This is a genomic window from Achromobacter sp. HZ34 (assembly GCF_002209485.1).
Lineage (GTDB): Bacteria > Pseudomonadota > Gammaproteobacteria > Burkholderiales > Burkholderiaceae_B > Bordetella_C.
Genome location: NZ_NJIX01000009.1, coordinates 127,864 through 152,581, shown reverse-complemented (window position 1 = coordinate 152,581; position 24,718 = coordinate 127,864). Strand labels below are relative to the sequence as shown.

The window sequence follows — 24,718 nt, the reverse complement described above, 5'->3', positions numbered from 1 at the left end:
CAACGTGACGCGACAGGGTTCCGCGACAACGCGCTGGATGCGAGTCAACTCGCTCAGGCCGCCATGCAGGACATCGCGAACACGGAATCGACGCACTGGAGAGCAATCACATGGCATGGATAAGCGCCCAAGACGCCCTGCGCATCCTGGGCGTACGCCCGCAGACCCTGTACGCCAATGTCAGCCGCGGACGCATTCGCGCGCGGCCGGCTCCGCAGGACAGCCGCCGCAGCGAGTATCGCGAAGAAGACGTCCTGCGCGCGGCGCGGCAGGCACGCGGCCGGCGCAAGGTGGCGACCATCGCCGCAGAGGCCATCGAATGGGGCGACCCCGTGCTGCCGTCATCCATATCCACGGTGGTGGACGGCCGCCACTGGTATCGCGGCCAGGACGCCATCGCGCTGGCCGCAAGCGCGGCACTGGAGGACATCGCCGCCCTGCTGTGGCAGACGGAGCCGCTGACCTTCATGCTCGCAAACCTGGCAAGAACGCCTCGCGCGCAGGCCGAAGCCATGCGAAGCGCCTCGTTCCGGGCAAGCAAGCCCGCACGCGGCGATGCGAAAAGCGGCAGGTACGCAAACGATCGTCAGGCAAGCGCTCAGGAAATAAGCGATCAGAATCCGGACACCAGAAGCACGGCAGGAGTAAAGAATAGGGGTGCAACGCCAGACAGCGAGACATCGAGCCGCCCCATCTCGCCCGGCCCGGCCCTGACGGCCGGTCTGGCGGCCATGGCGCAGCGGGCCGGGCGGGATCTTCCCACGATCGGCCGCACGCCGGCCACGCTGCGGGCGGAGGCCCGCGATGTCATGGCCGACCTTTGCGCCGCCATGCTGGGCGCGCCGGTACCGGCGGAAGTCGCCCTGCACCATCACATCTGCGAACTATGGCGGCAGCCTGCCGCCGCGAACTTCGTGCGGCGTGCCCTGGTCCTGATGGCGGATCACGAACTGAACGCCTCGGCGTTCTCCGTCCGCGTCACGATCTCCACGGGTGCCTCGCTCGCGGCGGGCGTGCTGGCCGGGCTGGCCACTTTGTCGGGCCCTTTACACGCCGGCGCCACACAGGCCGTTGCGGCGCTCGCCGAGGAGGCGCGTCAACATGGCCCGGAAGGCGCGGTGCGCGCCTGCCTGGCGCAGGGGCGTGCCCTGCCCGGTTTCGGCCATCCACTCTATCCCGATGGCGACCCGCGCGCCGCCATCCTGCTGGCGACCAGCAAACCGCCCCCGCATTACCGCCGTCTGGCTGAATACGTGGAAGCGAGCGTAGGCGAAATCGCCAGCGTCGATTTCGCCCTCACCGCCGGCTGCGCCCGCCACGGGCTGCCACCGGACTCACCCTTCGTGCTGTTCGCGCTGGGCCGCTGCGTTGGCTGGCTGGCGCACGCGCTGGAGCAGGCTCAAGCCCAACGCCTCATCCGGCCCCGCGCCCGCTATGTCGGTGTCGCACCCGGCGCATCGCTCCAGGCGGCGGATGGCGGTCAAGCGCGGCCAGCCGGAAGATCAACAGGCGCCTTACGTGCTGATCCACGTAAGGCGCCCAAAACAAAGCTGGCCGCCGGGACTTAAACCAGGCTGACCGTCGCGTTGATGTTGCCGCGTGACAGCTTCGAGTACGGGCAAATCCGGTTCGCCGCTTCGATGACTGCTTCGGCCTTGTCGCGCGGCAGGCCCGGCAGGCTTACATTCAGGCGCGCCTGCAGGAAGAAACCACCCTCGCCCGAACACAGGTCGACTTCGGCATCCACGGCGACATCCGCCGGCACGGTGACGTTCAACTCCTTGGCCGCCCGCCCCATCGCCCCGATGAAGCAAGCCGACCAGCCGGCCGCGAACAGCTGTTCCGGATTGGTGCCCGCGGCCTGGCTGCCCGGGGGCGAAAGCTTGGTGTCCAGACGGCCATCGTCGCTCTTCGCGTAGCCTTCGCGGCCCCCGGTGGTGTGGGTCTTGCCCGTGTAGATGACTTTTTCGACCTGGTTCATGGCATTTTCCTTTTCAGATTGAAGGGGTAGGTTTGCTGTGTAAGGACTACCGGATGATTCCCCTGACTGGCGTCTGTCCCGAATCAATTATCTCAATAATCATTATGAAGCGAACTATATAGAAGTCCTTGGCCAATCGCAACTACAATAATGATTATCTCGATAACTATCTTCCACGCCACCATGACCAGGAAATCCGCGACGGCCCGCGACACGGCCAAGCTGGGCGATTTCATGTGCTTCGCCATCTACTCCACCAACCTGGCGTACTCGCGCGTCTACAAGCCCGTGCTGGAAAAGCTGGGCCTGACCTATCCGCAGTACGTCACCATCATCTGCCTGTGGGAAGAAGATCACCAGACCGTCAAAGGCCTGAGCGAGAAGCTGTTCCTTGAACCCAGCACCATGACTCCCATGCTCAAGCGCCTCGAAGCCATGGGCCTGGTCCGGCGCGAACGCGACGCCAACGATGAACGCAGCGTGCGCGTTTCCCTCACCGACGCCGGCCGCGAGCTGCGTGAAAAAGGCCTGCCCTACCGGGTGGTGACCGCCCAGGCGGCTGGCCTGTCAGCGGAAGAATTCCGCGTCCTGCAGAAAGCCATCGTCAATTTGCGCGGCAACCTCATCAACGCGTCGGAGCAGGCGGCCCCGTTGGATGCATGACGTCGCCAACCCCGCGCTATCATGGCGGCTTGACCGCGATAAAGGATGACTCCGCGCATGAGCGACAAACTGCGCCTGGACAAATGGCTGTGGGCCGCGCGTTTCTACAAGACGCGCAGCCTGGCTGTGGATGAAATCGGCAAGGGTCGGGTGCTGGTCAACGACCAGCCCGCCAAGCCGGCGCGCGAGGTCGGGCCGGGCGATACCATCACGCTGCGCAAGGAAACCCCCGCCATGCTCGTCCGCGTGATGGCAGTCAGCGCCGTGCGCGGGCCGGCGCCCGTGGCGCGCACGCTGTACGAGGAAACCCCGGAAAGCGCCGCGGCCCGCGCCCACGCCGCCGAAATGCGCCGCCTGGCGCCCGAGCCGGCGCAAAGCATCAGCGAAGGCCGGCCCACCAAACGCGACCGCCGGTTGATAGACATGGTGCGCGGCAAGTAAGCCGCCCGCGGCGGGCCCCCGCCGTGCCGAACACGCCCAGCGCAATAAACGCGATGAAGCCGCCGCCAGGCAGCGGCTTTTACTCTGCCTTTTACTTCTCCCGCACGAAGCGATTACGCAGCGTCCCCAGCCCCGTCAAGGACACCTCCACCACATCGCCATCGACCAGGTCGGGCGAATGGCCGTCGGTACCCATCCACAGGATGTCGCCAGGATATAGCGTCAGGTTCCGGCTCATCGTGCTGATGAAAGTATCGATGCCGAACAGCATGTCGTTGGTATTGAACCGCGTGCTCTCCTTGCCGTTGAGCTTGACCACGGTTTCCATGTTCTCCACATCCGCATCCGTGTCGATCCAGGGCCCCATGGGCTTGAACGTATCGGAATTCTTCGCCCGCCAGAACGTGCGATCCGACTTCTGCCAGTTGCGCTCGCTGACATCGTTGCCCATGGTGTAGCCGAGCACGCAGGACCGCGCATCCGCAACGCTGATATTGCGCGCCCGCTTGCCGATGACCACCACCAACTCGCCTTCGTAATGCACCTTCGTGGCGTCCGCCGGGATGACGACATCCTGCCCATGGGCGACCAGCGCATTGTTGGCCCGATAGCCCACGTCGGGCTTGTCCGGAATCTTCAAGCCTTCCGTGGCGATGTGCTTCGTGTAGTTCAGCCCCACACAGTAGAAGGTGGGCGGCACCACAGGCACGTCCAAACGCACGTCGTCCAGGCGCAGGATGTCGCCCGTTTTCTCATGGCCGTCAAAAGGGTCGCCGCGCACCGGCAGCACCCGATCGTCTTCCAGCAACGCGTAGAACGCCCCCGGGCGCTGGCCGTGCTGCCTGTCATCCTCGCCCCCAAGATGGGCACGTATCCACTTCATTGTCGTCTCCTGAAATCGTAGCGAAGCTGGGGGACTGTCCGTGCCTCGGCAACCGACAACCCGGAAAATAGGTGCTTCAGATCAAGCCCGCGGCGCCGGCATGGCGAAGGTGGGTTCGTCCCCGCGCATTTCCCTGATCAGCCATGCGCCATCGGTACAAACCAGTTCGATATGGATGCTGCGTATGTTCTCGATGCCCGTCAACGGCGCCGTCCCTTGCGGCGGGCTGCCGCTGTCATGGCGCACCACCAGCATATACGCGCGCATGCGGCAGCGTTCCTCATCCTGGCTGTCGGTCACCAGGTTGACGATCAAATGGTGAATCCGCTGCGTCTTCGAGCGCGGCGCCAGGGCGTCCAGCACCGCCTGGCGGCTGGACAGCACCTTGCCCTGCCGGTGCCAGGCACCACCGGGCGCCAGCCGGTCCGCCAGGTCCTCATAGCGATTCTCATCCAGGTCGCGATAGAAGGCCATCACCTGGTTCTGGCACAAGGCCATGGCGGCCGCCTGCGCCACAGTGCCAGTCAGGCTGGCGGCTCTCGATGTATCGGTCATAGTCAATTCTCCTGCAGCAGTTCAGCCTGCACGGACTCGGCCCAGGCATGGGCACCGGCAGGCACGTTGGCGCCATAAGATCCATATGAACCATAAGGCCCACAAGGGGGAAAGGGTTGCGGCAGCCGCAGCACATCCGGGCCGATGGCCGCCAATGCCGGGGTGCCGCACAGTTGCATGGTGCGCGCCAGTTCATCGCGCAGGATGGCCAGGGCCTTGGCCACGCCGGCTTCGCCGCCGGCCAGTACGCCATACAGCGTGGCCCGCCCCGTCAGCACACCGGCAGCGCCCAGCGCCAAGGCCTTGTAGACATCGCCGCCGCGCCGCACGCCGCCATCCAGCAGCACCGGCACGCGTCCGGCTGCCGCCGCCACGACTTCGGGCAGCGCCCACAGCGTAGGGATGCCGCCGTCCAGCTGGCGCCCGCCGTGGTTGGACACCACCAGCGCATCGGCGCCCAACCGCACGATGGCGTCGACATCCGCGCCGTTCACCACGCCCTTGACGATCAACTTGCCAGGCCAGCGGTCGCGCAGGCGGGCCAGGGCGGCCACGTCGAAGGCCGGATCGTAGTTGCGGCCCGCCACTGACCGCATGGCCTTGCGGTCCGCGGCCACCTGGTTCAGACCCACCAGGCTGGGCATCAGCGGCGGGCGCCGCAACAGCATGTCCAGCGACCACGCAGGCTTGCGGGCGAAGTGAAAGAAGTTGCGCGGCCCGATCTTCATCGGAAACGCCAGGCCATGGGCCAGGTCGCGTTCGCGCTTGCCGCCCACCGGCAGGTCCACCGTGATGACCAGCGCCTCGTAAGCAGCCGCGCCGGCGCGGGCGATGAGGTCATGCAGGCGCTCCTTGTCCTGCAGGATGTAGGCCTGGAACCAGAGCCGGCCGGGTGCCTTGTCGGCGATTTCCTCGATGGACGCCGTCGCCGACGTCGACAGGGCGTAGGGTATGCCGGCGGCCGCGGCCGCGCGCGCCAGCATGACGTCGCCGCCGCGCCAGCCGAAACCCACCGCTCCGGTGGGACCGATGGCCAGCGGCATGCCCACCGGCCGGCCCAGCAGGGTTCCGCTAAGGTCGACCTGGGAGACATCGCGCAGCACGCGCGGCGACAAGCGCACATCGGCGAACGCCGCGGCATTGGCCCGCAACGTCAGCTCGTCTTCCGCCCCACCATCGAAAAAATCGAAGATGGGCCGCGGCAGCCGCGCCCGCGCCCGCTGCCGCAACCGCTCGATGGAATAACAGTCGTCCACGCTACGCGTCATGACGCCCCGCCCCAGGCGGCCTTGAAGAAAGATACTCGAACGGGGGCGCGCCGGTCCGCCCCTGCCGCCCCATTGAGGGGGAGGCGCGCAGCACCTCCGGGGTGGGCCTCATTCCTCACCTTTGACGTTGCCGCGCTTGATCACTTCGGCCCAGCGCGCCTTGTCCTGCACCAGGAAGTCGCGGAACTGTTCCGGCGAGCCGCCTACCGCTTGCGCGCCCAACGCCGCGAATTGCTGCTGCACTTGCGGCCGTGCCAGCGCTTCGTTCACCGCCTTGTTCAGCTTATCCACAATCGGACGTGGCGTGGCGGGCGGCACCAGCAGGCCGACCCAGGGCGATCCCTCATCGAAGTCGTGATAACCCAGCGATTCCATGGTGGGTACACCGGGGAAGTCCGCCAGCGGCTCCTTGGTGCCCACGCCCAGCACCCGCAGCTGCTTCTGCTGCACGTAATTGGCAATGCCGATGCTGGGATAGAACATGAAGGAAATACGCCCCGCCAGCATCTCCTGCAAAGCCGGCCCGTTGCCCTTGAAGGGCACGTGCGTCATGCTCAGGTTGTCCGTGGTCGCCATCATCTCGGCGGCCAGGTGCGCCGAACCACCCACGCCCGACGAGCCAAAGGTCAGCTTGCCCGGATGCGACCTGGCATCGGCCACCAGGCTCTTGGCATCCTTGTAGGGCGAGTTGTAGCTGGTCACCAGCACCATGGGCAGCTTGCAGATATTGCTGACCGGCATCAGGTCCTTGACCGGATCGTAGTTGTAGCGGCCCGGATACAGCAGCGGATTGACGCTCCATGTCAGCGAGGTCACCAGTACCTTGTAGCCGTCCGGTTCCGATCGCATCACGTCGGCGGCGGCGATGGACGCGCTGGCGCCCGGCTTGTTCTCCACGACGATGGACGTCTTCAGGATCTCGCCCATCTCCTTGGCCAGGATGCGGGCCAGCACATCGGTCGGGCCGCCGGCGGCGTAGCCGATCTCCATGCGAATGGGGCGCGAGGGATAGTCGTCGGCGGCGCGGGCGCTACCGGCCAGCATACAAGCCGCCAACGCGGCCATGGCCAAGGCGGCCTTGTGTTTTTTTATAGTCATGAGTTGTCTCCTCGTTGTAGCCGCATCAATAAAGTTCGGGGAAGTATTTATCCGCCATGACCTGGCAGCGTTTGATCAGGCGGGGCTCATCCGGCCGGTAGTCAGCCACTGCGTTGTGGATCGTGCCCATGTTGTCCCACATCAGCACATCGCCCTCGGTCCAGCTGTGGCGATGGCGGTATTGCTCCTGCAGTTGATGGCGGAACAGGAACTCCAGCACTTCGGCGCTGCGCGCTTCAGGCAGTTCGTTGATGCGCATCGAATAGCCGGGGTTGGCGTAGAGCACCTTGCGGCCGGTGATCGGATGCGTCAGGAACACCGGGTGGGAGACGGGCGGCTTGCGGCGCCGCTGCTCCTCGGTCAAGGGCGGCCGGGTACTGCCCTTTTCGCGCCGCATCATTTCCCAGAACTTGTTGAAGTCATGAGTGATGGTCATGCCGTCGAGCTCGCGCTTGAGGTCTTCCGGCAGCCCTTCGTAAGCTGCGTGCATATTGCAGAACTCGGTATTGCCCAGCGATTTGCCGTCGCGCACGGGAATGCGGATGCCGAACAGCACGTTGGCGAAGGCGATGGTGCGGCTGTAGGACATGTCCGTGTGCCAGTCCTGGCCCGCATCGCTCAGGCCGACCGGCTTGCCGTTTTCGACGAGATTGGACAGGATCATCACTTCCGGCAGATCGGCCTCGTGATACATGTTGGCGACGTTGACCTCCAGCTTGCCGAAGTTCTCCGAAAAGCCCTTGAGCTGCGCGGCAGTCAATTTCTGCCGCGGAAAGCTGACGACGCCGTAGCGGCCCAGCGCCGCTTCGATACCGCTGTAGTCCGCGTGGGCCAGGGGCTGGCCCAGGTCTATGCCCTCGATGCGCGCGCCCAATGGCGTGCCCAGGGGGATGATGTCCATGATGTCTCCTTCCAGGATGGATTCAGAATGCGGCGTGCAGGATGGCCAGTACATCGGCCGGATGGGCGACGGAACGGGGGTTCAAGGCCAGCCCGCGTTCCGTCATGACGCGCTCGGCCAAGGCCGGCAGGTCATCGGCCGGCACGCCCAGGTCGCGCAGATGCATGGGCAGCGCGTGGCGGCGTTGCAGTGCCAGCAGCCATGCGGACAGGGATGCATAGGGGGTGGCGCCCGCGGCGCGCGGCGGCGTCAAGGCGCGATTGACGGCATCCAACGCGGGCGCAAGGCGCGCAGCCACGGCGGGATCCGCCTCGTTGTAGGCAATGGCGTGCGGCAGCACTACGCTATTGACCGCGCCGTGTCCCAGGCGATAGCGCGTCGCCACCACGTGGCAGATCGCATGGTGCAGGCAGCTACGCGCCATGGCCAGCACCATGCCGCCCAGATGCGCGGCAGCGAGGATGCTGCGACGCTGGCCGGCGCCCGCTTCCGCCGCAAGCGCGAACACGGGCGACGCCGCCGATATTTCCGCCGATATTTCCGCCGATATCCCCACCGATGTTTCCGCCGATATCCCCGCCGATATTTCCACGGCGGCACCGTGTTCCATTGCCTGCTGGAACAAACCCAGCGCCTGCAAGGCCAGCGCATCCGACACCGGCGAGCGGCCCGTCGAATACAGTCCTTCCAGGCAATGCGCGATGCCATTCATGGCGCTCTGGTGCAACAGGGCCAGCGGCACATCCTCCGCCAGTTCGGGGTCGACGAGCAGCGTCGACGCCGACACCCGCCGGTTCCAGAACATCAGTTTTTGCCCATGGCCATCGGCCACGCCGAAGGAACAGGTGGCCTCCGCCCCGGACGCCGTGGTCGGCAAGGCAACGATGGGCAGTTGCGGATTGACCCGGCGCGGGATGTACATGCCGCGCGGCGGCTGGTAGCGGGTGACGTGGTCGGCCAGTTCGCCGCCTTCGGCCAGCAGCAGCACCAGGGCCTTGGCGCTGTCGGCCACGCTGCCGCCGCCTATGCCTATCACGCAGTCCGGACCGAAGTCGCGCGCCCGGGTCGCCAGGTCGGCCACCAGGCCGGCATGGGAATGGGGCGGCACGCCGGCCAGTTCCAGATGCGCCAGGTCACGCCACTGCGCCGCCAGGGCGTGATAACGCGGTGTCGCCGCGATGCGATCCTGCGTCAGGATCAACGGGCGCCGGCAATCCAGGGCGTCCAGTTCGGCGCGCAAGCCGGCGGCGACACCGTCGCCAAAGCGAACGTGGGTGCCGTACAGGTGATAGTCGAAGGTATCGTCGTTGCGTCGCTGGCCGCTCATAAGAGAAACAGTGTATGGAGCGCGCGGAATCGGCGACACTAGCGCAAAACAAAATGATTTTTTCCAATTTGGAAAAGGTGGAGACCGCGTGAACCTGATCGATTGCCTGGACGTCTTCGTCGAGGTGGGCAAGAGCCTGAACTTTTCCAAGGCGGCCGAAAGCCTGGGCGTGAGCAATTCATCCGTCACCAAGAAAATCGCCTGGCTGGAGGCGCATTTCGAAGTGCAGCTGCTCAACCGCAACACCAAGCACGTCAGCCTGACCGAAAGCGGCCGCCTGTTGCTGGAGAACGCCGACATGCTGGCGCAGAGCGTGCGCGGCCTGAAGGAACTGGTGCAAGGGCCCGTGCGCACCGCCAGCGGCCGCATCCGCCTGGGCACCCCGCCCTTCTTCGGCGCGGTGCACCTGGTGCCGGCGATCGAGGATTTCTTGCGGCGCTACCCGTCCATCAAGGTGTCGCTGCTGCTGGACGACGGCCGCAGCGACCTGATCGCCGAGAACCTGGATCTATCGGTGCGCATCGCGCCTCGCCTGAAGGACACCAACCAGATCGCCTACCGCATCACCGTGGTGCCGCAAGTGGTGGTGGCCACGCCGGCCTATCTGCGCACCCACGGCATCCCGCGCACGCCGCGCGACCTGGAACGGCACAACTGCCTGGTCCACAACCTGAAGGCGCCCACCAGCCATTGGACCTTCACCGACAGCCAGCGGGCCGCCCACGTGGTGCGCGTCAACGGCAGCTTCAGTTCGAACCTGGGCGAATCGATCCAGAATCTGGTCAAGCTGGACCATGGCATCTCCATGCATCCGCGCTATATGGTGGAAAACGACATCGCCGACGGCACCCTGCAGGTGCTGCTGCCCGGCTATGAGGCTGAAGGGCTGGACATCTACGCCATCGTGCAGACCCGGCGCAATCTGCCCAGCAAGGTGCGGCTGTTCGTCGACCACCTGCGCGCGTGGTTCCGCGATGCCGACTGGAAGCGCTAGGGCTCGCGAACATCCGAAGCAGCCAGAAAATATCCGGAACACCGCAAGCAATTCCCTGACCCGGTCAGGCCATGACCATGTCCAGCTCGCGGCCCGCGCGCTGCAGATGCGCCACGCAATCGCGCACGATGCGCGAAGGCCGCCGGCTGGTGGGAAACAGCATCAGCGTGCGAAAGTGCACGGCGGGCAGGAAAGGCCGCAATACCAGTCCCTGCGGCACGAAGCCGCGCGCGGTCAGAGGATTGACCAGGCCGCAGCCCAGCCCCGCCAGCGCCATGGCACACACCGTGATGGAGAATGGCGTTTCCAGCACCAGTCGCGGCTGCACGCCCTGCGCTCGCAAAATATCGTCGGTCTCGCGCCGCGTGGTGTCTTCCGGCGCCAACGCGATGAAGGAAACGCCATGCAGATCCTTGGGCCGCACTTCGCGCTTTTCCGCCAGTGGATGGCCAGGCGGCACCGCGAGCAGGGCGCGCACCTTGCCGAAGGGTTTGGCATCCACGGCCGTCGTGTCGATCTCGTCGGCCGCCAGCCCCACATCGAACTGTCCCGTCGCCATCAACTCACGCACTTCCGACGACATGCGCGCCTGATAGGTGATGGCCACATCCGGATGCTGCAACTGAAAGCCGCGCAAGGCCATGGGCAACAAGGTGGTACTCATGGCGGACAGCGAGGCGATACGCAACTCGCCCGTGCCGAAGTCGCGGATACGCGCGGCGGCATTGCGCAACTGCGCCATGCCGATGAAGGACTGGGACACCTCGCGGAACAGGAGCTGTCCTTCCGGCGTCGGCACCATGCGCCCCTTGATGCGATCGAATAAAGCGAAACCCACCGACCGTTCCAGCTCCTGGATGCCCTTGCTGACCGCCGGCTGCGAGATGCGCAGCACCTCCGCGGCACGCGAGGCGGTCTGGTTGAGCATGACGGAATGGAAGACTTCTATCTGGCGCTGGTTCATTTCTTGCCCTATAACCTACGTGAATAGACTGGCCTTTTTTTAATATTAGACGGAATAAAACACCGATGCTGTAATGCCTCCATCCCTACTCGAAAAGCCCTTGTTTATCCCTATGAACGAATGGACGCGGTACGTAGTGACTCCCGAAGTCAGCCACGAAGGATTCGCCAGTCTGGCGGTGCCGGTGTACCGGGCATCGACCATTCCCTTTGCCGACGCCCAGGCCTACGCCACGCGGCGTGAACGGGGCGAGGAAGGCTATAGCTACGGCCTGTACGGCACGCCCACCACGCGCACGCTGGAACAGAAGATCAACCAGTTGCACGGCGGCGTGCGCACACTGCTGGCGCCTTCGGGCCAAGCCGCGATCGCCCTGGTCATGCTGCAGTTGCTGAGCCAGGGCGACCTCGTGCTGATTCCGGACACGGTCTACCCGCCAGTGCGCGATTTCGCCGACAAGGACCTGGCCCGCCTGGGCATCGTTGCGCGGTTCTACGATCCCACCGACGTCGCCGCGCTCGCCCCCCTGATCGACGACCGCACGCGCCTGGTGTGGCTGGAGTCGCCCGGTTCGACCACCATGGAAGTGCAGGACATGTCGGCCATCGCCGACCTGGCGCATCAACGCGGAGCGCTGGTCGGCTGTGACAATACCTGGGCATCGCCGCTGTACTTCAAGCCCCTGCGCCATGGCGCGGACATCGTCGTCGAAGCGCTGACCAAATTCTTCAGCGGCCACTCGGACGTATTGATGGGGTCCGTCACCGTCAAGGATCCCGCCATCGCCACACAGATCCGCGCCGGCCTGGGCCGTATGGGCGTAGGGATATCCCCTGACGACTGCGCGCTGGTGCTGCGTGGCATGGAAACCATGGCCCTGCGCATGGATCACGGCGCGCGAGTCGCCCTGCGCTTGATCGAACGCCTGCAAGGCCACCGCCTGGTGCGCGGCATTCTGTATCCCGCCCTGCCTGGCTCGCCCGGCCATGATCTGTGGAAGCGCGACTTCAACGGCGCGAGCGGCGTCTTCAGCGTGGTGTTCACGGAAGCGGCCGCGCCCCACGTCGGCTCCGCCCTGGACGCCCTGAAGACCATCGCCATCGGCGCTTCCTGGGGCGGCACGCGCAGCCTGGCCGCGCCCATGCCGGTGCGCGCCGTGCGCAGCGTGCGTGACTGGACCGAGCCCGACACCGTCCTGCGCCTGAGCGTGGGCCTGGAGGACGAAGACGACCTGGCCGCCGATATCGACCGGTTCCTGGATTACCTGGAACAGTGCTGCCCGGCCTGAAGCAGCCATTACACCTTGCGGCGGGCGTCACGACACGCCCGCCCCCGCCACGAAAGGACCTGCCACACCACGTAACGCCAGCCACACCGCACGATCAGTGCGGATATCAAGGGGAATACACATGCAAAAGCCTGAGCAAGCAACTTCCGTTCGTCGTCTGTACCGCGTCGCCGCCGCGCTGGCCCTGGCCTGCGCCGGTCTATCCAGCCTTCCGGCCCAGGCCGCAGCCGACAGCGCCAAGGCCCAGGAAGCGCTGGCGCAGAAAGGCAGCGTGACCATAGGCATCCACAACCGCGCGCCCTGGGGCTATCGTGACGACCAGGGCGAGGCCGTGGGCTTCCATCCCGACCTGGTGCGAGCCGCCCTGGCGCCGCTGGGCGTGAAGAAGATCGAATTCGTCGTCAGCGAATTCGGCGCGCTGATCCCTGGCATGATGGCCAAACGCAGCGACATGATCGCCTCCGGCATCGCCATCACCCCGCAACGCTGCAAGGCGGTGATCTTCAGCGAGCCGGATCTTGCCGTGGGCGACAGCCTGATCGTGGCCACCGGCAACCCCTACAAGATACACAGCTACGCCGACATCAAGGCCAATCCCAAGATACGCCTGGGCGGCGGCCGTGGCACCCTGAACACCAAGAACGCCATCGACGCCGGCGTGCCGCAGGACCAGATCACCCAGTTCCAGGATACCGAAGCGCTGGTCTCCGCCGTCATCGCCGGCCGCATCGACGCGGCGACGCTGTCCGCGCCCAGCGTGGTGTCGGTGCTGCAGGATCCCAAGGTCAAGGGCGCGGAGCGCGCGCTGCCCTTCACGGGCCTGATCCGCAACGGCGTGCCGGCAGCCATGTACACGGCCATTGCCTTCCGTCCCGAAGACACCGCCCTGCGCGACCTGTACAACCAGCGCCTGGCCCAACTCAAGGCCGACGGCACGGTACGCAAGATCATGGCGAAGTACGGCTTCACGGACGACGACGTGGCGCCGCAGGCGGTGACCACGGAAGCGGTCTGCGACGGCAAGTATTGAGCGACAAACACCTAGCGACAAAGCAGCGGGAGAAGCCGCCATGGAGTTCCTGGCAACGTTGGGCGCGATTTTCGAGGGCTTGCGCATCACCGCCCTCGTCACGGCCTACGGCATGCTGTACGCAGTCCCCTTTGCCCTGGTGTTCGGCGTGCTGCAGTATTTCACTCGTGACGCCACGCACACCGTCGTGACGGCGATCATCGAGTTCTGGCGCAGCTCGCCGGTCATCATCCTGCTGTTCATGCTGTATTACACGCTGCCCAATTTCGGCATCGTGCTGTCCAGCGTAGCGGTAGGCGCGATGGCCCTGGGCTTGAACATCGGCGGTTACGGCAGCCAGGCCGTGCGCGCCGCGCTGCAGTCGCTGAACCGCGGCCAGGTCGAGGCCGGCCGCGCCCTGGGGATGAGGCGCGTGCAGATCCTGGTGGCCATCGAGCTGCCTCAGGCCTTCGCGGCCATGATGCCGACCTTCGTCAACCAGTTCATCCAGCTGGTCAAGGGCACTGCCCTGGTCTCGCTGATCGCGCTGACCGACATGACGTTCCGCGCCAAGCAGATCTCGCAACTGGAATACGCCCCGGCACGCGTCTACACGGCGCTGCTGGTCGCGTATTTCATCGTTTGCTATCCGGCCACCATCTTCGGCCGGTGGCTGGAGCGCCGCGTCAGCACCGGGCAGAGGGGCAACCGTGAATTTTGACGTGTCCTTCGCGCTGTCGGTGATGCCCACCATCCTGCGCGGACTGTGGACGACGATCTGGGTGGCCGCCGCCGCCAGCCTGGGTTCGGCCCTGCTGGGCTTTACGCTGGAAATGCTGCGCCGGTCCAATCGCTGGCTCGGTTATGGGATGCGCTTCGTCATCGACTTCATCCGATCCACGCCGGTGCTGGTGCAACTGTATTTCCTCTACTTCGTCCTGCCGCAGTACGGCATCACGCTGCCCGCCCTCGTCGTAGGCGTACTGGGCCTGAGCATCTACTACAGCGGCTATCTGGCGGAAGTGTTCAAGGGCGGCATCGAGTCCATCCCGGTCGGCCAGTTCGCTGCCGCGAAGGCGCTGGGCCTGAGCCGGCTGAATGCCATGCTGTACGTGATCGCGCCGCAGATGCTGCGCAACATCGCGGCGCCCATGGCCAATTACTTCGTATCGGCCTTGAAGGCCACGCCTTATCTCGCGGTGATTTCGGTGCCGGAGATGTTGGGCCTGGCCCTGGAAGTCGGTTCGGATACGTTCCGCTATCCGGAACCCATGGTTTCGGTGGGCGTGATTTTTCTGGTTCTGGCGGTGGCTATCGCCCAGGCGGTGCGGGTATTGGAAACCCGCCTGCTGGCGCCGAGCCGCCGCTGAACATCCACGGGAGTACCCGGAGACTCGGGACGCGCCTGGTGCAGGCACGCCCCGGAGGGCGATCCGGGAAGGAGAAGGTTTATGTCTCAAGCCAGCAGGGTCTGGACCGCCATCGATTTCACCGCCGACGGCAAGCAATCCGATTATCTACGCGTACCCTATTCGTCGGACAAGTCCGCTTATGGCTGGATACCCGTGCCGCTGGTATGCGTGCGCAACGGCGAAGGGCCGACGGTCCTGCTGACCGCCGGCAATCATGGCGACGAGTACGAGGGCCAGGTCGCCTTGCTGCGCCTGGCGCGCGAACTGGATCCGGCTGCCGTGCGCGGCCGGATCATCATCGCACCGGCCTTGAATTTTCCCGCGGTGGCGGCGGGACGGCGCACATCGCCCATCGACGAGGGCAATCTGAACCGGCTGTTTCCAGGCGATGCCAACGGCTCGCCCACGGCGATGATCGCCCACTATGTGCAGACGGTGCTGTTCCCCTTGAGCGATCTGGTGATCGATCTGCACTCCGGTGGCAAGTCATTGGAATACACGCCTTGCGCCTTGGCGCGCCATGGCCGCGACGCTGCCGCGCAAGCGGAGATACTGCGGTTATTGGAGGTCTTCGGTGCGCCGCTCAGCATCCAGACCACCGGCGAAGGCGGCGGCGCGTCCACCACGCTCTACGCCGCGGCCACCCAGTTGGGGATTCCGGCGCTGACCACCGAACTGGGGGGCGGCGGGACGTTGATCCCGTTGGGCTTGCAGGTCGCCGAGCAAGGCGTGCGGCGCGTGCTCAAGCACTATGGCTATGTACCCGATATGGCCGTCGAGCCGGCCCCGCCCCTGCAGGTGAAGCAGTCGCAGGGCCGCAGCCATTTCCTGTATGCAGCGGAGGACGGCCTGTTCGAGCCCTTCGTGGCGGTGGGTAGCGAGGTCAGCGCCGGTCAACTGGCTGGATACCTGCATCCTTACCACAGCCCGCTACGCGAGCCGGTCGCCCTGCGCTTCCCCGCCGGCGGCATCGTCTCCTGCCGCCGCTTTCCCACGCTGACCGAGCGTGGCGATTGCCTGTACAACCTGGTCGCCTGAACTCAGAACCTGTGCCCCAGCATCAAGCCCACCGTGTTGTCGCGCTGGCTTGCGCCGAACTGGCCGGCGTAGTGAATGCCCAGGTCGGTATTTTTGTCCAGATCGAACTTGACACCCGCCTCCACCAGGGCGACATCACGCGCGATGGGGGCGCCGGTGACCGTGAAGCTGTCACCCATGTTGAAGGACATATGCCTGTGGTTGTGCACGGCGCCGGTGTTGTGCCGCCAGCCCAGTCCGCCGATCACCTGCCCCGTGACGGAGCCCAGCTCGATGTCCTGCTTGCCGCGCAGTCCCAGGGTCAACGTCGTGGTGTCGCTACGCTGGCGATGTCCGGTCAATGCCGCGCTGCCGCCGTACTCCTTGAAGCCGCGACCGTGGTTGTCGGCGTAGGCAAGACCTGCATAGGGCTGCAGGGTCAGTCCTTGCGCCACGGGCAGCGAATAGCCCAGCTCCGCGAACCATTGAACGGTGCTGACACCGTACTTGGCCCGTAAGGTCTGGTCCAGGCCCCCGGCACTGGCCTGGCGCCTGGTCTTCACGTCATTCCAGGTGTAGCCGGTCCCCACGATGGCGTGCAAAGCGCCAGGCCCCAGGGGCAGGACCTTGCCACCGTACAGCACCGCGCTGTAGCTGGTGGTATTGGCCTTGGAATCCAGGCTGCGCAGCTTCAAGTGGCTATCGGTGAAACCGAGGGCGCCGCCCAGGCGCCAGCCATTGCCCAGGTCATGGTCGGTGCCCAGGAACAGGCCCGCGCTGTTCTGGTCGCCACGCGCGGCATGGTCGCGGCCGCCGAACTTTTGCCAGCTGCCGCCCACGTGCGCCCACAGCGGCTTGGCGGACGAATGGGGTGCCGCGCCGGCAGGGGAATCGCCCCAGGTCGCCGTCGGTGCACCGGGGAGCATCCTTGCGGCCAGGTTGTCGCGCAGTTGCGCCAGGGGGACTTCGCGCGCCAGGGTGGAGACGGCCATGACGGATGTCGCCACCGTGGCGTGGACTTCGCCGGAGAGGCTGTCGACGTATTTTCCAAGATTGCCGTGATCGAGCGCGTCCAGTGCGCTGCCGTAGAGCGGGTGCGTCCGCGGCAATGCTTGCACCGCATTGGCGACGGATTTCTGGTTGGGGGCGTGGACGAAATCCGCAAAGCGGGGGCGCGACGGTGCCGCCGCGACGGGCGCGGGTACTTGCGCGTGCAGGGTCGCGGCCAAGGCGATGCCCGCGGCGGCGCGGGCGGCCGCCTCCTCCTCTTCGGCCTTGGCTTTCGCTTCGGCCTCGCTCCTGGTCCTGGCATCTTCTTCGGCCTGCGCCCTGGTTTTGGCGTCCGGTTCAATAGCGCGCTTGGACTTGCCGTCCCCTTGGGCCTTGCCGTCCCCTTCGGCCTTGGGCTTGCCTGCGGCATCGGCTTGCGCAGGTTTTCCCGTGGCGTCATCGGACGGTTCGCCGGATTCATTGCCGGACGCAATCGGCGCGGGTGGCGTGACGGGCGGCGCTTCGGCAGCGGGCAATCCCTCGCCGGAACCATACACCACCCCATAGGCGAGACCAGCAATGCCTTCCTGCGCACGCCTGGTGTGTTCGGCAGCGGCCTGGGCATTGGCCAGGGCGTCGACGCCGTGCTTGATCATCCGATCGCCTGCCGAGACCTTGTTGCCGCGTGGCTCGTCCGTATCCATGGGAGCCCCGCACGCGTCGCCCAGCAACGCCATCACGCACAATCCGCTCGACAACCCCCACGTGAGCGCCAACCGCATGCTCAATGGCGATCGCCGCGGCTCGCTTATCGCGGGCGTGCGCAAAAAAGCCGCTTCAGCGCGCGGTGACAGGCAGGAACCTTTGACTCGATTCGATGGCATGGTTGTATCCACTCCTTGAAAAACCATCCGTGGCGCAGGACGCACCACGCAATCGAGCCGGTCAGTAACCGCCCTGGCGGGATAGTTTCGAACAGGAGCCAGCCGGGGACCGGATTCAACATCCGGTCCCCGGGCACGCCATCAGCACTTAAGCCACTCAAGTAAAAATCAGCTTGGAACGGCTTATTTCGATTGATTAAGCATCGCGACGCACGACGGCAGAAAACAACACCAGACGTGGGTCGCGACGCGTCAAAAACGCCAGCTGACGTTAAGACTTGCCGAATGATCACGCGTGCCGCCGCCGAATTGGCCCGCGTAATTGACACCCACCGCGGCGGACTTGCCGACGTGGACTTTGAAGCCGGTCTCCACCAGCAAACTGTCCCGCGTGACAGGCGCACCCGTGACGGTAAAGCTGTCGCCAACATCGAAAGACATGCTGGCCCTGGTCCGCAAATCGCCCGAATTGCGCCGCCAACCAAGCGCGCCACTGACCTGGCCCTCATGCCTGCCCAGCTTGATACCCTGGGTCCCCCGCACACCCAGCGTCACGGTCGTCGTATCGCTGTGCTGGCGCTTGCTGGACAGCGCGGCGCTGCCGCCGCGTTCCTTGAAAGCGCGGCGCCGGTTATTCGCCTGGGACACGCCGACATAGGGTTGCACCGTCAGGGCAGGCGTCACGGGGATGGCATACCCCAGCTCCGCGAACAACTGGGTCGTGTTGGCGCCGTAGTCCCCGCGCAGATCCTGGTCCAGTCCGCCACCCGACACGCGGCGTTTGGTACGCACGTCGTGCCAGGTATAAGCGCCGCCCAGCATCATGTGGACGGCGCCTGGCCCGGCGGGCAGGACCTTGCCACCATAGAGAATGGCGCTGTAGCTGGAAATATTGGCCGAGGAACCCAGGCTGGAGACGTTCAGACGACTGTCCGTGTAGCCCAGCGCGCCCCCCATGCGCCAGCCGTCACCGATGGCTTCATCCATGCCGATGAAAACGCCGCCACTGTGTTGGCGCCCTTTCGCACTATGATCGCGGCCGCCCAGTTGCTGCCAGTTCCCCGTAACCTGTGCCCAGGCCGGATAAATCGTGGAAGACGGCAGCACGCCCGCCAACGCCGGCGCATCGCTGACACCGGCGTCCGCCGTAAGCGCGCCAGGCTGCCGGCCGCCGAACAGGCCGGCGCGCAGCTGGGCCATGGACACGTCGCGCACGGGCTCGACAGCGGTTCGCAAGGAGGCGCCCACCGTGGGATGCACCTCGCCGGAAATCGCGGTGCTGAAGGACGCCAATTCCCGCGGGGCCTGGGCCAATGCCGCACGGGCGGCCTCGCTGACCGGATGCGATGCAGGCAGGGAGTCGACGGCCTGGGCCACGGACTTCTGGTTGGGCGTCGTGACGAAATTCGCCAGGGGTACGATCGCAGGCTCGCCCTCGGCCGAGGCGTGGTCCGCGTCGACCGCGGACGCCTCCTGCGCGACGACGACCACCTCGATGACGTCGTCAGCTTCGGGATCTTCCGCAATGCTTTCCTGCCGGCCTGAAGTGACGCTGTCCGCCGTCTCACCTTCAGCCTCGATATCCTCGATATCCTCGACTTCCAATATTTCGATCGGCGGCAAAACCTGTCCCGAATCCTGATCGGCGTCCTTGGCTTTTTTCTCGAGGACTGCTCCGGCCACATAGATGGCGGAGACATCGCCCTTCCCATCATTGCCATCAAGACCCTTGCCTGGATCCGGCTCGGGCAAAGTCTGAAGCGTCACCGGCGGGTCTTTCTCGTCCTTGTCGGATCCCACCTTCGGCAGATCCTTGCCATACACCGTGACGATATATTCACCTGGTGGCGGGTGCCGTTTTACTTCGCTGCGCCTCACATCGTAGGCCGGCACGTCCTTCTTCTTGCGAAACTTGAGGACATACGCCGTCTTCCCATCGGCTCTGACGACTTTCTCATCGACAAGTTCATAGTCCTTGTTCGTCTCGCGACGGGCCAAGTCGTTGGGAGCGACGAATTCGCTGGGTCCGAACCATTTACTGTCGTCGGCCTTGCCATGGACAAGAATGCTCAGGATCTCCTGCCCATCGCGTATCTGTTTCTGCGCCGACGAGAAAAGGGCGAGGTTGAATCCGACGTTCCTCATCGTCAGATCGCCTTCGATCTCGATCCGATGCGGCAGATCATGCAGATAGAGCCGCATCTGTGTGCCGTCCAGCCGGACAGGCCCGCCGATCAGGAAAGGATTGGCGGAATCCTGGCTGATGACGGTATTGCGGCTTCCCTCGGATATCAGTTTCCCTACCTTGCGCTCGTTCCCCCAGTGTCCCGAGTAGTTGTTATTCTTGGCGGCCCATATGAGAAGCCTGCCACGATTCGTGATGTCCATGGGCTCATCGCGCTCGTCCTTGCCCCCAGCGCCAGGCTCGCTCATACATTTCTTTCCAATCCGGCAGTTCCATCGGGTTTCACCTGCCGGGACCTCGTGGATACTTCTGCGAAATCTCCCTGTTTCATCGCCAGATGCCACACTCATGGCAGGCAACCCGATGGCAACGCTCCACGCTACAGCGAGTTGCGTGCGACGCTGCTGGCGCCGTGATCGAGACGTTGCGTGCTTCGATTTTTTTGCTTCATGCGACGCGCCTGGAAATAGATATCGCGAGAGATTTAACATTGTGACCGCCTACTCCACCTTTGATTGAAATAAATCGAATAGCAAACGAAACTGCATATTCGAGGCGATCAGTAACTCACTTTCCAAGATAGTTTCATGAGCTTCAAAAGCGCCATCTACTTCTTTCAATAGATATCGTCGACGTACAGAGAGATCACCTGAATCGCTAAGCAGCCTTAAGTAGAAGTCGTCATGAAATTCATTACCGCGCGAGTAGTGTTGCTACAGAACGAGGCACGGCAACGTGCTCGGGGCATCCACGCCGGACCGCAGCCTCCGCTCAGAAGCGGGAGTTCAGGTGCACCTGTGCACCCTGATCGCTACCGCCGGCGCCGTACTGCCCGGTGTATGCGAAACCCAGCGTGGTCCAGCGCCCCACGGTCACCTTGACGCCGGTTTCCACGAGCAGGCTGTCGCGCGCCACCGGCACGCCACTCACGGAGAAACCCTCTCCCGCATCGAAGAACAGTTGCGCCCGCGTATGCAGATCACCGTCGTTGTGGCGCCAGCCCAGACCCATGGTCAGCATGACAGGCGCATGGGCCACGGTCGCCTCGTGGCTGGCGCGCAGGCCCAGCGTCATCGTGGTGGTGGCGTTACGCGCACGCTGGCCCGACAGCGCCGCGCTGCCACCGCGCTCGTCGAAGGCACGACGGCGCTGGTCTGCATAGGCAAGACCGGCATAAGGCTGCAGCGTCGTGCCGGCCGCCACCGGGATCGCGTAGCCCAGTTCCGAGAACCACTGCGCAGTGCTGGCGCTGTAATCCGCGCGCAGCGTCTGGTCCAGGGACGCGGCGCTGACCTGGCGCTTGCTGCGCACGTCGTGCCACGTATAAGCCCCGCCCACGGTCCAACGTAGGGTACCGGGCCCCAGCGCAAGCGACTTCACCCCATAGGCCACCGCGCTGTAGCTGGAAACGCCCGCCGATGCGCGCAAGCGCGACTGGTGCAAGCGGCTGTCGAGGTAGCCCAGCGCGCCTCCCGCGCGCCAACCATTGCCGACGTCATGGTCCGCGCCGATGAAGACCGCCGCGCTATGCTGGCGAGCCGGTGCACTGCCATCGCGGCCGCGATAATGCTGCCAGTTGCCGAGAACCTGGGCCCATGCGGGCGCCGCGCCGGCGCGCGACCGCGACAAGGGCAGCTCACGCGCTGCCGTGCCCACGGCATGCAGGCCGGTCGCCACGGTGGCATGCACTTCCCCCGAGAGCGAATCGAAAAACGCCACGGGCTGGCCCTCGGTGAGGGACAAGGCCGCCGCGCTGATCGGGTGCGTGCGCGGCAAGCTGGCAATCGAACTGGCAAGCGCACGGTGGGTGCTTGTCTCGGCCAACTCAAGCAGCCGCCGTTCCAACGCAGCATGAGCCTTGGGCGCCGCGAGTTTCGAGGGAGCCCGCGCTGTCGACTCGAATGCCGTCGATTCCTGGGTTGCCGGCGCATGCGACGCCGCTTCCGTGGCTGCCGATTCATGCATTACCGATTCATGCATTACCGATTCATGGATTACCGATTCATGTGTGCCCGCTTCCGCCGCGGCATGCAAGGCATGGCCCGGAGGATCGTCCGGGTGCGACAGCATCAGCAACACGCGCTCCCCCGCGGGATCCTCACCGTAGACCAGTTCCGCGCGCAGGACGACATAGGCACGCCCGGCCCCATCCACCGCCGTGACGCCGCGGAAGCGGCCCGCATCGTCGGCCTGCGCGGACGCCGCGGCGCGGCGCATGCGCAGGATTTCATGGCTCTTGGCGACGACGTGGCCAGGCAGGATCACCGCCCGGACAGCACTGTCCCGCAAGAAAGCGCGGCCATCGAGGACCAGGCGGCTCGCGCTATCGCCCTTGACGTAGACGACCATCAGGCCATCCTGGCCCAACCGCAACGCCCCCTTCACGGTCACTTGATCGAGCGGGCTGTAGCGCGTTCCCACATGCAGCACATTGCGGCGTCCCTGGAAGTCGATGTCGCCGAATGTCCTGGACGTTTGCCTCAACACGACGGTATTGAGATCGCCAAGCGCGACGATGGCTGCACCCTGGCCCCGGTGTAGCGGCTTGGCCGGGCTGCGCGGTTGTTGTGCCCCACGCACTTCCCCCCGGTTCTCGAACAAGGTCTGCGAGTGCAAGACCACGGCGGCGCCGTTGCGCCCCGCCAGGCCTTTGGGAGCAGCGCCACCCGGGCCGCCCTCGATGATCCCGCGATTGAGCATGGTGCGATGATCATGCAGGATGGCGCCGGGCCCGCCAGGTCCACCGCGCCCGCGCCTGCCGGCGCCGTCGCCGCCGTCACCGCCGCGAATCCAGCCGGAATCCGCGACCACCACGTCGGTGTAACGATGGCGGCCTGGCGCGCTGGCCGATGCGTTGGGCGAAGGGCCGTCGAGCAACAGGCCGGCACCACCGCCGCCGCCTTGTGCAGCCATTGAATTTCCACCCGGGCCACCGTGAACCTTGGCTTCGAAGGTCACGCCACCGAAATCCTGATACAAGGCAAAGCCGCTTCCGCCGCCGCCCCCGCCCCCGCCGCCGAAGCTGAATGCCTCGCTGATGTTTTCCAATTTGCCATGGCCACCACGTCCGCCCAGTGCGTCTTCTCTGACGACAAAGTGGAGCAATGCCGGATCGCCGTCGTACCCGTGCACGACGTCGCGGTAACCATCCAGCCGTGAACCCGCCGAGCCGCCACCGCCGCCGAGGGGAGCGTTGGCGCCAGCGACACCCTTGAAATCCCGGACCATGTGCAGCCCTTCGACATGCCGCCATTCCGGGGTCAAAAGCCAGGCCCGCGGTTTGGGCTTGCCCGCGGCCTGGCCGGTGTCGGGCCACACGCCCTTGAGCCCGACGCCCTGCTCCGGATAAATACCGGCGCGTCCTCCCGCCACCCCCAGTGCGGTACTGCCCCCGTCGGACGCCGGTTCATGGAGCCGTCCGCCATTGCCGCCAGCCGTATCTTTCGTACGGCCCCTGCCGCCGATACCGCCAAGATAGGACGCCTGCTGCGTGGACAAGCGGCGCCCGTCGGCCTCCGCCAGTTCGGCGGCCCAGGCTGTAGACGTCGGCCCCACCGACATGCCGCAAGCCAACGCCAGCCGCGCGCCCAGTTGCGCCTGCCTGCGGGTCGGGGCGCCACGGTCCTGCACTTCGAAGGACAGCCGCGCTCCCCTGGAAGCCGAGCGACCATGTTTATCCTTTGACATTTCTCCACCTCTATCTGACCGCGGCCGCCCAACGACCTGCGCTCGATTAACAATCGTGAGCAGGTCAGTAACGGGGGGCGTGATAAAGGTTTCGATTGCCGTCCACCTATTTCATCTTGCTATCCTTCTATCTCGATACGCGGCCTTGCCAATTGGAGACTTCATGATCAGACTGCGGCGCGCCCCCAATCTGCTGATCGCCCAGCACTGGGTCAACCTGCTGGAGCAGGCCCGCATTTCGTGCGAGTTGCACAATCAGTACATGCAAGGCGCCATGGGCGACATCCCGGTCGACCAATGCGGGCCCGAGGTATGGCTGGAACGCGAAGCCGACCTGCCTGCCGCGCAACGCCTCATCGATGGCGGCGCACCGACACCGGGCGCACCGTTGCAACGCTGGCGCTGCGGCGCGTGCAACGAATGGCTGGAACCGCAATTCACGACGTGCTGGAACTGCGGCTCGTCGTCCAGCGATTTCGAACGCTGAAGCGCGCGTAAGGCAGCGCCGTAAAACCTCGGGCGGCATTGCTGCTGGATGAAAATGAGAACTATTGTTAATATTCGTCGCGCGTCCGATGTCGCCGCCTGTCTCTCATTTCCCTCACGCCGTCATGTCCCGCCGCCGCCCTTCCGAATCCGGATGGCTCGCCCACTACCGCGAGCTGGTTGGCACATGGGTGAAGAGGAACTCGCGCCGGCAGGATGCAGAAGACGCCGCACAGGAGTCCATCATCAATGTGATGGCGCAGGATCCTGCGGCGACGCTCAATCCGAAAGCTTATCTGTATCGCGCGGCCAACAATCGCCTGGTCAGCGAGATCCGCCGCCAGTCCCGCCATGAAACGGTGTCGCTCGAAGCATTGGCCGACCACGAACACCCGCTGCTGGCCAGCCCCGATGCCGACGCGCGTGCCAGTGAATTGCTGCAGGCGCTGGACCGGGCCCTCGAACAACTGCCCTTGAAAAAGCGCCAAGCCTATATCCTGCACCGGCTCGAAGGCTACACCCAGCCCGAAATCGCGCAACACATGGGCGTCGCCTTGAATACCGTGGAGCGCTACATCATGGACGCCACCCGCGAAATACGCGAAAAATTACAATCTTTCTGCCCGCCATGATCAGGGCTTTGCCGCGCGCAAACGTCTTACTCGTTGAAAGCCCCACTCTTGCA

22 protein-coding genes are annotated in these 24,718 nt (G+C 65.1%); 11 read left to right on the top strand and 11 right to left on the bottom strand.

Annotation, left to right across the window (positions count from 1 at the left end; all coding sequences use genetic code 11):
* Nucleotides 1–110: 110 nt before the first annotated feature.
* A complete protein-coding gene (locus CEY05_RS28065) occupies nt 111–1,568 on the top strand; it encodes a citrate synthase (RefSeq protein ID WP_088600570.1) in 1,458 nt (485 codons plus the stop codon).
* Here the strand turns inward: CEY05_RS28065 and CEY05_RS28060 are convergent.
* Nucleotides 1,565–1,981: an organic hydroperoxide resistance protein gene (locus CEY05_RS28060; protein WP_088600569.1), complete on the bottom strand. Its 417-nt coding sequence runs from the start codon at nt 1,979–1,981 to the stop codon at nt 1,565–1,567. The genes CEY05_RS28065 and CEY05_RS28060 overlap by 4 nt on opposite strands.
* Before the next feature lie 183 nt (nt 1,982–2,164).
* Here CEY05_RS28060 and CEY05_RS28055 point away from each other — a divergent pair, with 183 nt between their 5' ends.
* Nucleotides 2,165–2,644 carry a MarR family winged helix-turn-helix transcriptional regulator gene (locus tag CEY05_RS28055; RefSeq protein ID WP_088600568.1) on the top strand — a complete coding sequence of 160 codons (480 nt, stop codon included), beginning with the start codon at nt 2,165–2,167 and terminating at the stop codon, nt 2,642–2,644.
* Nucleotides 2,645–2,701: 57 nt separating this feature from the next.
* A complete protein-coding gene (locus CEY05_RS28050; protein ID WP_088600567.1) occupies nt 2,702–3,085 on the top strand; it encodes an RNA-binding S4 domain-containing protein in 384 nt (127 codons plus the stop codon).
* A gap of 91 nt (nt 3,086–3,176) precedes the next feature.
* Here CEY05_RS28050 and CEY05_RS28045 read toward each other — a convergent pair whose 3' ends face one another.
* The 6 genes from CEY05_RS28045 to CEY05_RS28020 all read right to left on the bottom strand — a co-directional run bounded on the left by CEY05_RS28045 (nt 3,177) and on the right by CEY05_RS28020 (nt 9,117).
* A complete protein-coding gene (locus tag CEY05_RS28045) occupies nt 3,177–3,968 on the bottom strand; it encodes a fumarylacetoacetate hydrolase family protein (protein ID WP_088600566.1) in 792 nt (263 codons plus the stop codon).
* 81 nt (nt 3,969–4,049) lie between these two features.
* Nucleotides 4,050–4,523 carry a nuclear transport factor 2 family protein gene (locus CEY05_RS28040; RefSeq protein WP_233161749.1) on the bottom strand — a complete coding sequence of 158 codons (474 nt, stop codon included), beginning with the start codon at nt 4,521–4,523 and terminating at the stop codon, nt 4,050–4,052.
* A gap of 2 nt (nt 4,524–4,525) precedes the next feature.
* The gene (locus CEY05_RS28035) at nt 4,526–5,791 is read right to left on the bottom strand and encodes an alpha-hydroxy acid oxidase (RefSeq protein WP_088600565.1); all 1,266 of its coding nucleotides are present in this window, start codon (nt 5,789–5,791) and stop codon (nt 4,526–4,528) included.
* 108 nt (nt 5,792–5,899) lie between these two features.
* Nucleotides 5,900–6,889: a tripartite tricarboxylate transporter substrate binding protein gene (locus CEY05_RS28030; protein WP_233161748.1), complete on the bottom strand. Its 990-nt coding sequence runs from the start codon at nt 6,887–6,889 to the stop codon at nt 5,900–5,902.
* Between the two features lie 25 nt (nt 6,890–6,914).
* On the bottom strand, nt 6,915–7,790 hold the full coding sequence (locus tag CEY05_RS28025; RefSeq protein WP_088600564.1) for a TauD/TfdA family dioxygenase: 876 nt from the start codon (nt 7,788–7,790) through the stop codon (nt 6,915–6,917).
* Between the two features lie 22 nt (nt 7,791–7,812).
* Entirely contained in the window at nt 7,813–9,117 is a 1,305-nt protein-coding gene (locus CEY05_RS28020) for an iron-containing alcohol dehydrogenase family protein (RefSeq protein ID WP_088600563.1), read from the bottom strand.
* Nucleotides 9,118–9,205: 88 nt separating this feature from the next.
* Here CEY05_RS28020 and CEY05_RS28015 point away from each other — a divergent pair, with 88 nt between their 5' ends.
* On the top strand, nt 9,206–10,111 hold the full coding sequence (locus CEY05_RS28015; RefSeq protein WP_088600562.1) for a LysR family transcriptional regulator: 906 nt from the start codon (nt 9,206–9,208) through the stop codon (nt 10,109–10,111).
* A gap of 64 nt (nt 10,112–10,175) precedes the next feature.
* Here CEY05_RS28015 and CEY05_RS28010 read toward each other — a convergent pair whose 3' ends face one another.
* Nucleotides 10,176–11,075, bottom strand: coding sequence for a LysR substrate-binding domain-containing protein (locus CEY05_RS28010; protein ID WP_088600561.1), 900 nt, complete (start codon nt 11,073–11,075; stop codon nt 10,176–10,178).
* Between the two features lie 100 nt (nt 11,076–11,175).
* Here CEY05_RS28010 and CEY05_RS28005 point away from each other — a divergent pair, with 100 nt between their 5' ends.
* From CEY05_RS28005 to CEY05_RS27985, 5 genes are all read left to right on the top strand, one after another.
* Nucleotides 11,176–12,363, top strand: coding sequence for a PLP-dependent aspartate aminotransferase family protein (locus tag CEY05_RS28005; protein ID WP_198952928.1), 1,188 nt, complete (start codon nt 11,176–11,178; stop codon nt 12,361–12,363).
* A 121-nt stretch (nt 12,364–12,484) separates the two neighbouring features.
* Nucleotides 12,485–13,393, top strand: a complete 909-nt coding sequence (ehuB, locus tag CEY05_RS28000; RefSeq protein ID WP_088600559.1) for an ectoine/hydroxyectoine ABC transporter substrate-binding protein EhuB — start codon at nt 12,485–12,487, stop codon at nt 13,391–13,393.
* Nucleotides 13,394–13,433: 40 nt separating this feature from the next.
* Nucleotides 13,434–14,093: an amino acid ABC transporter permease gene (locus tag CEY05_RS27995; RefSeq protein WP_088600558.1), complete on the top strand. Its 660-nt coding sequence runs from the start codon at nt 13,434–13,436 to the stop codon at nt 14,091–14,093.
* Entirely contained in the window at nt 14,083–14,742 is a 660-nt protein-coding gene (ehuD, locus tag CEY05_RS27990) for an ectoine/hydroxyectoine ABC transporter permease subunit EhuD (protein WP_088600557.1), read from the top strand. The genes CEY05_RS27995 and ehuD overlap by 11 nt, the downstream gene beginning before the upstream one ends.
* Nucleotides 14,743–14,823: 81 nt before the next feature.
* Complete coding sequence (locus tag CEY05_RS27985; protein WP_088600556.1) at nt 14,824–15,822, top strand: succinylglutamate desuccinylase/aspartoacylase family protein; 999 nt, start codon at nt 14,824–14,826, stop codon at nt 15,820–15,822.
* Between the two features lie 2 nt (nt 15,823–15,824).
* Here CEY05_RS27985 and CEY05_RS27980 read toward each other — a convergent pair whose 3' ends face one another.
* The 3 genes from CEY05_RS27980 to CEY05_RS27970 all read right to left on the bottom strand — a co-directional run bounded on the left by CEY05_RS27980 (nt 15,825) and on the right by CEY05_RS27970 (nt 23,547).
* Nucleotides 15,825–17,495 carry an autotransporter outer membrane beta-barrel domain-containing protein gene (locus CEY05_RS27980; protein ID WP_158219443.1) on the bottom strand — a complete coding sequence of 557 codons (1,671 nt, stop codon included), beginning with the start codon at nt 17,493–17,495 and terminating at the stop codon, nt 15,825–15,827.
* Between the two features lie 432 nt (nt 17,496–17,927).
* Nucleotides 17,928–20,108: an autotransporter domain-containing protein gene (locus CEY05_RS27975; protein ID WP_158219442.1), complete on the bottom strand. Its 2,181-nt coding sequence runs from the start codon at nt 20,106–20,108 to the stop codon at nt 17,928–17,930.
* A 523-nt stretch (nt 20,109–20,631) separates the two neighbouring features.
* Entirely contained in the window at nt 20,632–23,547 is a 2,916-nt protein-coding gene (locus tag CEY05_RS27970) for an autotransporter domain-containing protein (RefSeq protein WP_088600553.1), read from the bottom strand.
* Between the two features lie 163 nt (nt 23,548–23,710).
* On the opposite strand from CEY05_RS27970, the gene CEY05_RS27965 reads away from it, so the two are divergent.
* Nucleotides 23,711–24,034 (top strand): DUF2007 domain-containing protein, encoded by a 324-nt coding sequence (locus tag CEY05_RS27965; protein WP_088600552.1) that lies wholly within the window; start codon nt 23,711–23,713, stop codon nt 24,032–24,034.
* 64 nt (nt 24,035–24,098) lie between these two features.
* The gene (locus tag CEY05_RS27960) at nt 24,099–24,665 is read left to right on the top strand and encodes an RNA polymerase sigma factor (protein WP_233161747.1); all 567 of its coding nucleotides are present in this window, start codon (nt 24,099–24,101) and stop codon (nt 24,663–24,665) included.
* Nucleotides 24,666–24,718 lie beyond the last annotated feature (53 nt).

Coding starts and splice junctions, on each gene's coding strand:
- CEY05_RS28065 (WP_088600570.1), top strand. CDS start 111: ATGGCATGGATAAGCGCCCAAGACGCCCTGCGCATCCTGGGCGTACGC.
- CEY05_RS28060 (WP_088600569.1), bottom strand. CDS start 1,981: ATGAACCAGGTCGAAAAAGTCATCTACACGGGCAAGACCCACACCACC.
- CEY05_RS28055 (WP_088600568.1), top strand. CDS start 2,165: ATGACCAGGAAATCCGCGACGGCCCGCGACACGGCCAAGCTGGGCGAT.
- CEY05_RS28050 (WP_088600567.1), top strand. CDS start 2,702: ATGAGCGACAAACTGCGCCTGGACAAATGGCTGTGGGCCGCGCGTTTC.
- CEY05_RS28045 (WP_088600566.1), bottom strand. CDS start 3,968: ATGAAGTGGATACGTGCCCATCTTGGGGGCGAGGATGACAGGCAGCAC.
- CEY05_RS28040 (WP_233161749.1), bottom strand. CDS start 4,523: ATGACCGATACATCGAGAGCCGCCAGCCTGACTGGCACTGTGGCGCAG.
- CEY05_RS28035 (WP_088600565.1), bottom strand. CDS start 5,791: ATGACGCGTAGCGTGGACGACTGTTATTCCATCGAGCGGTTGCGGCAG.
- CEY05_RS28030 (WP_233161748.1), bottom strand. CDS start 6,889: ATGACTATAAAAAAACACAAGGCCGCCTTGGCCATGGCCGCGTTGGCG.
- CEY05_RS28025 (WP_088600564.1), bottom strand. CDS start 7,790: ATGGACATCATCCCCCTGGGCACGCCATTGGGCGCGCGCATCGAGGGC.
- CEY05_RS28020 (WP_088600563.1), bottom strand. CDS start 9,117: ATGAGCGGCCAGCGACGCAACGACGATACCTTCGACTATCACCTGTAC.
- CEY05_RS28010 (WP_088600561.1), bottom strand. CDS start 11,075: ATGAACCAGCGCCAGATAGAAGTCTTCCATTCCGTCATGCTCAACCAG.
- ehuB (WP_088600559.1), top strand. CDS start 12,485: ATGCAAAAGCCTGAGCAAGCAACTTCCGTTCGTCGTCTGTACCGCGTC.
- CEY05_RS27995 (WP_088600558.1), top strand. CDS start 13,434: ATGGAGTTCCTGGCAACGTTGGGCGCGATTTTCGAGGGCTTGCGCATC.
- CEY05_RS27985 (WP_088600556.1), top strand. CDS start 14,824: ATGTCTCAAGCCAGCAGGGTCTGGACCGCCATCGATTTCACCGCCGAC.
- CEY05_RS27980 (WP_158219443.1), bottom strand. CDS start 17,495: ATGGATACGGACGAGCCACGCGGCAACAAGGTCTCGGCAGGCGATCGG.
- CEY05_RS27975 (WP_158219442.1), bottom strand. CDS start 20,108: ATGAGCGAGCCTGGCGCTGGGGGCAAGGACGAGCGCGATGAGCCCATG.
- CEY05_RS27970 (WP_088600553.1), bottom strand. CDS start 23,547: ATGTCAAAGGATAAACATGGTCGCTCGGCTTCCAGGGGAGCGCGGCTG.
- CEY05_RS27965 (WP_088600552.1), top strand. CDS start 23,711: ATGATCAGACTGCGGCGCGCCCCCAATCTGCTGATCGCCCAGCACTGG.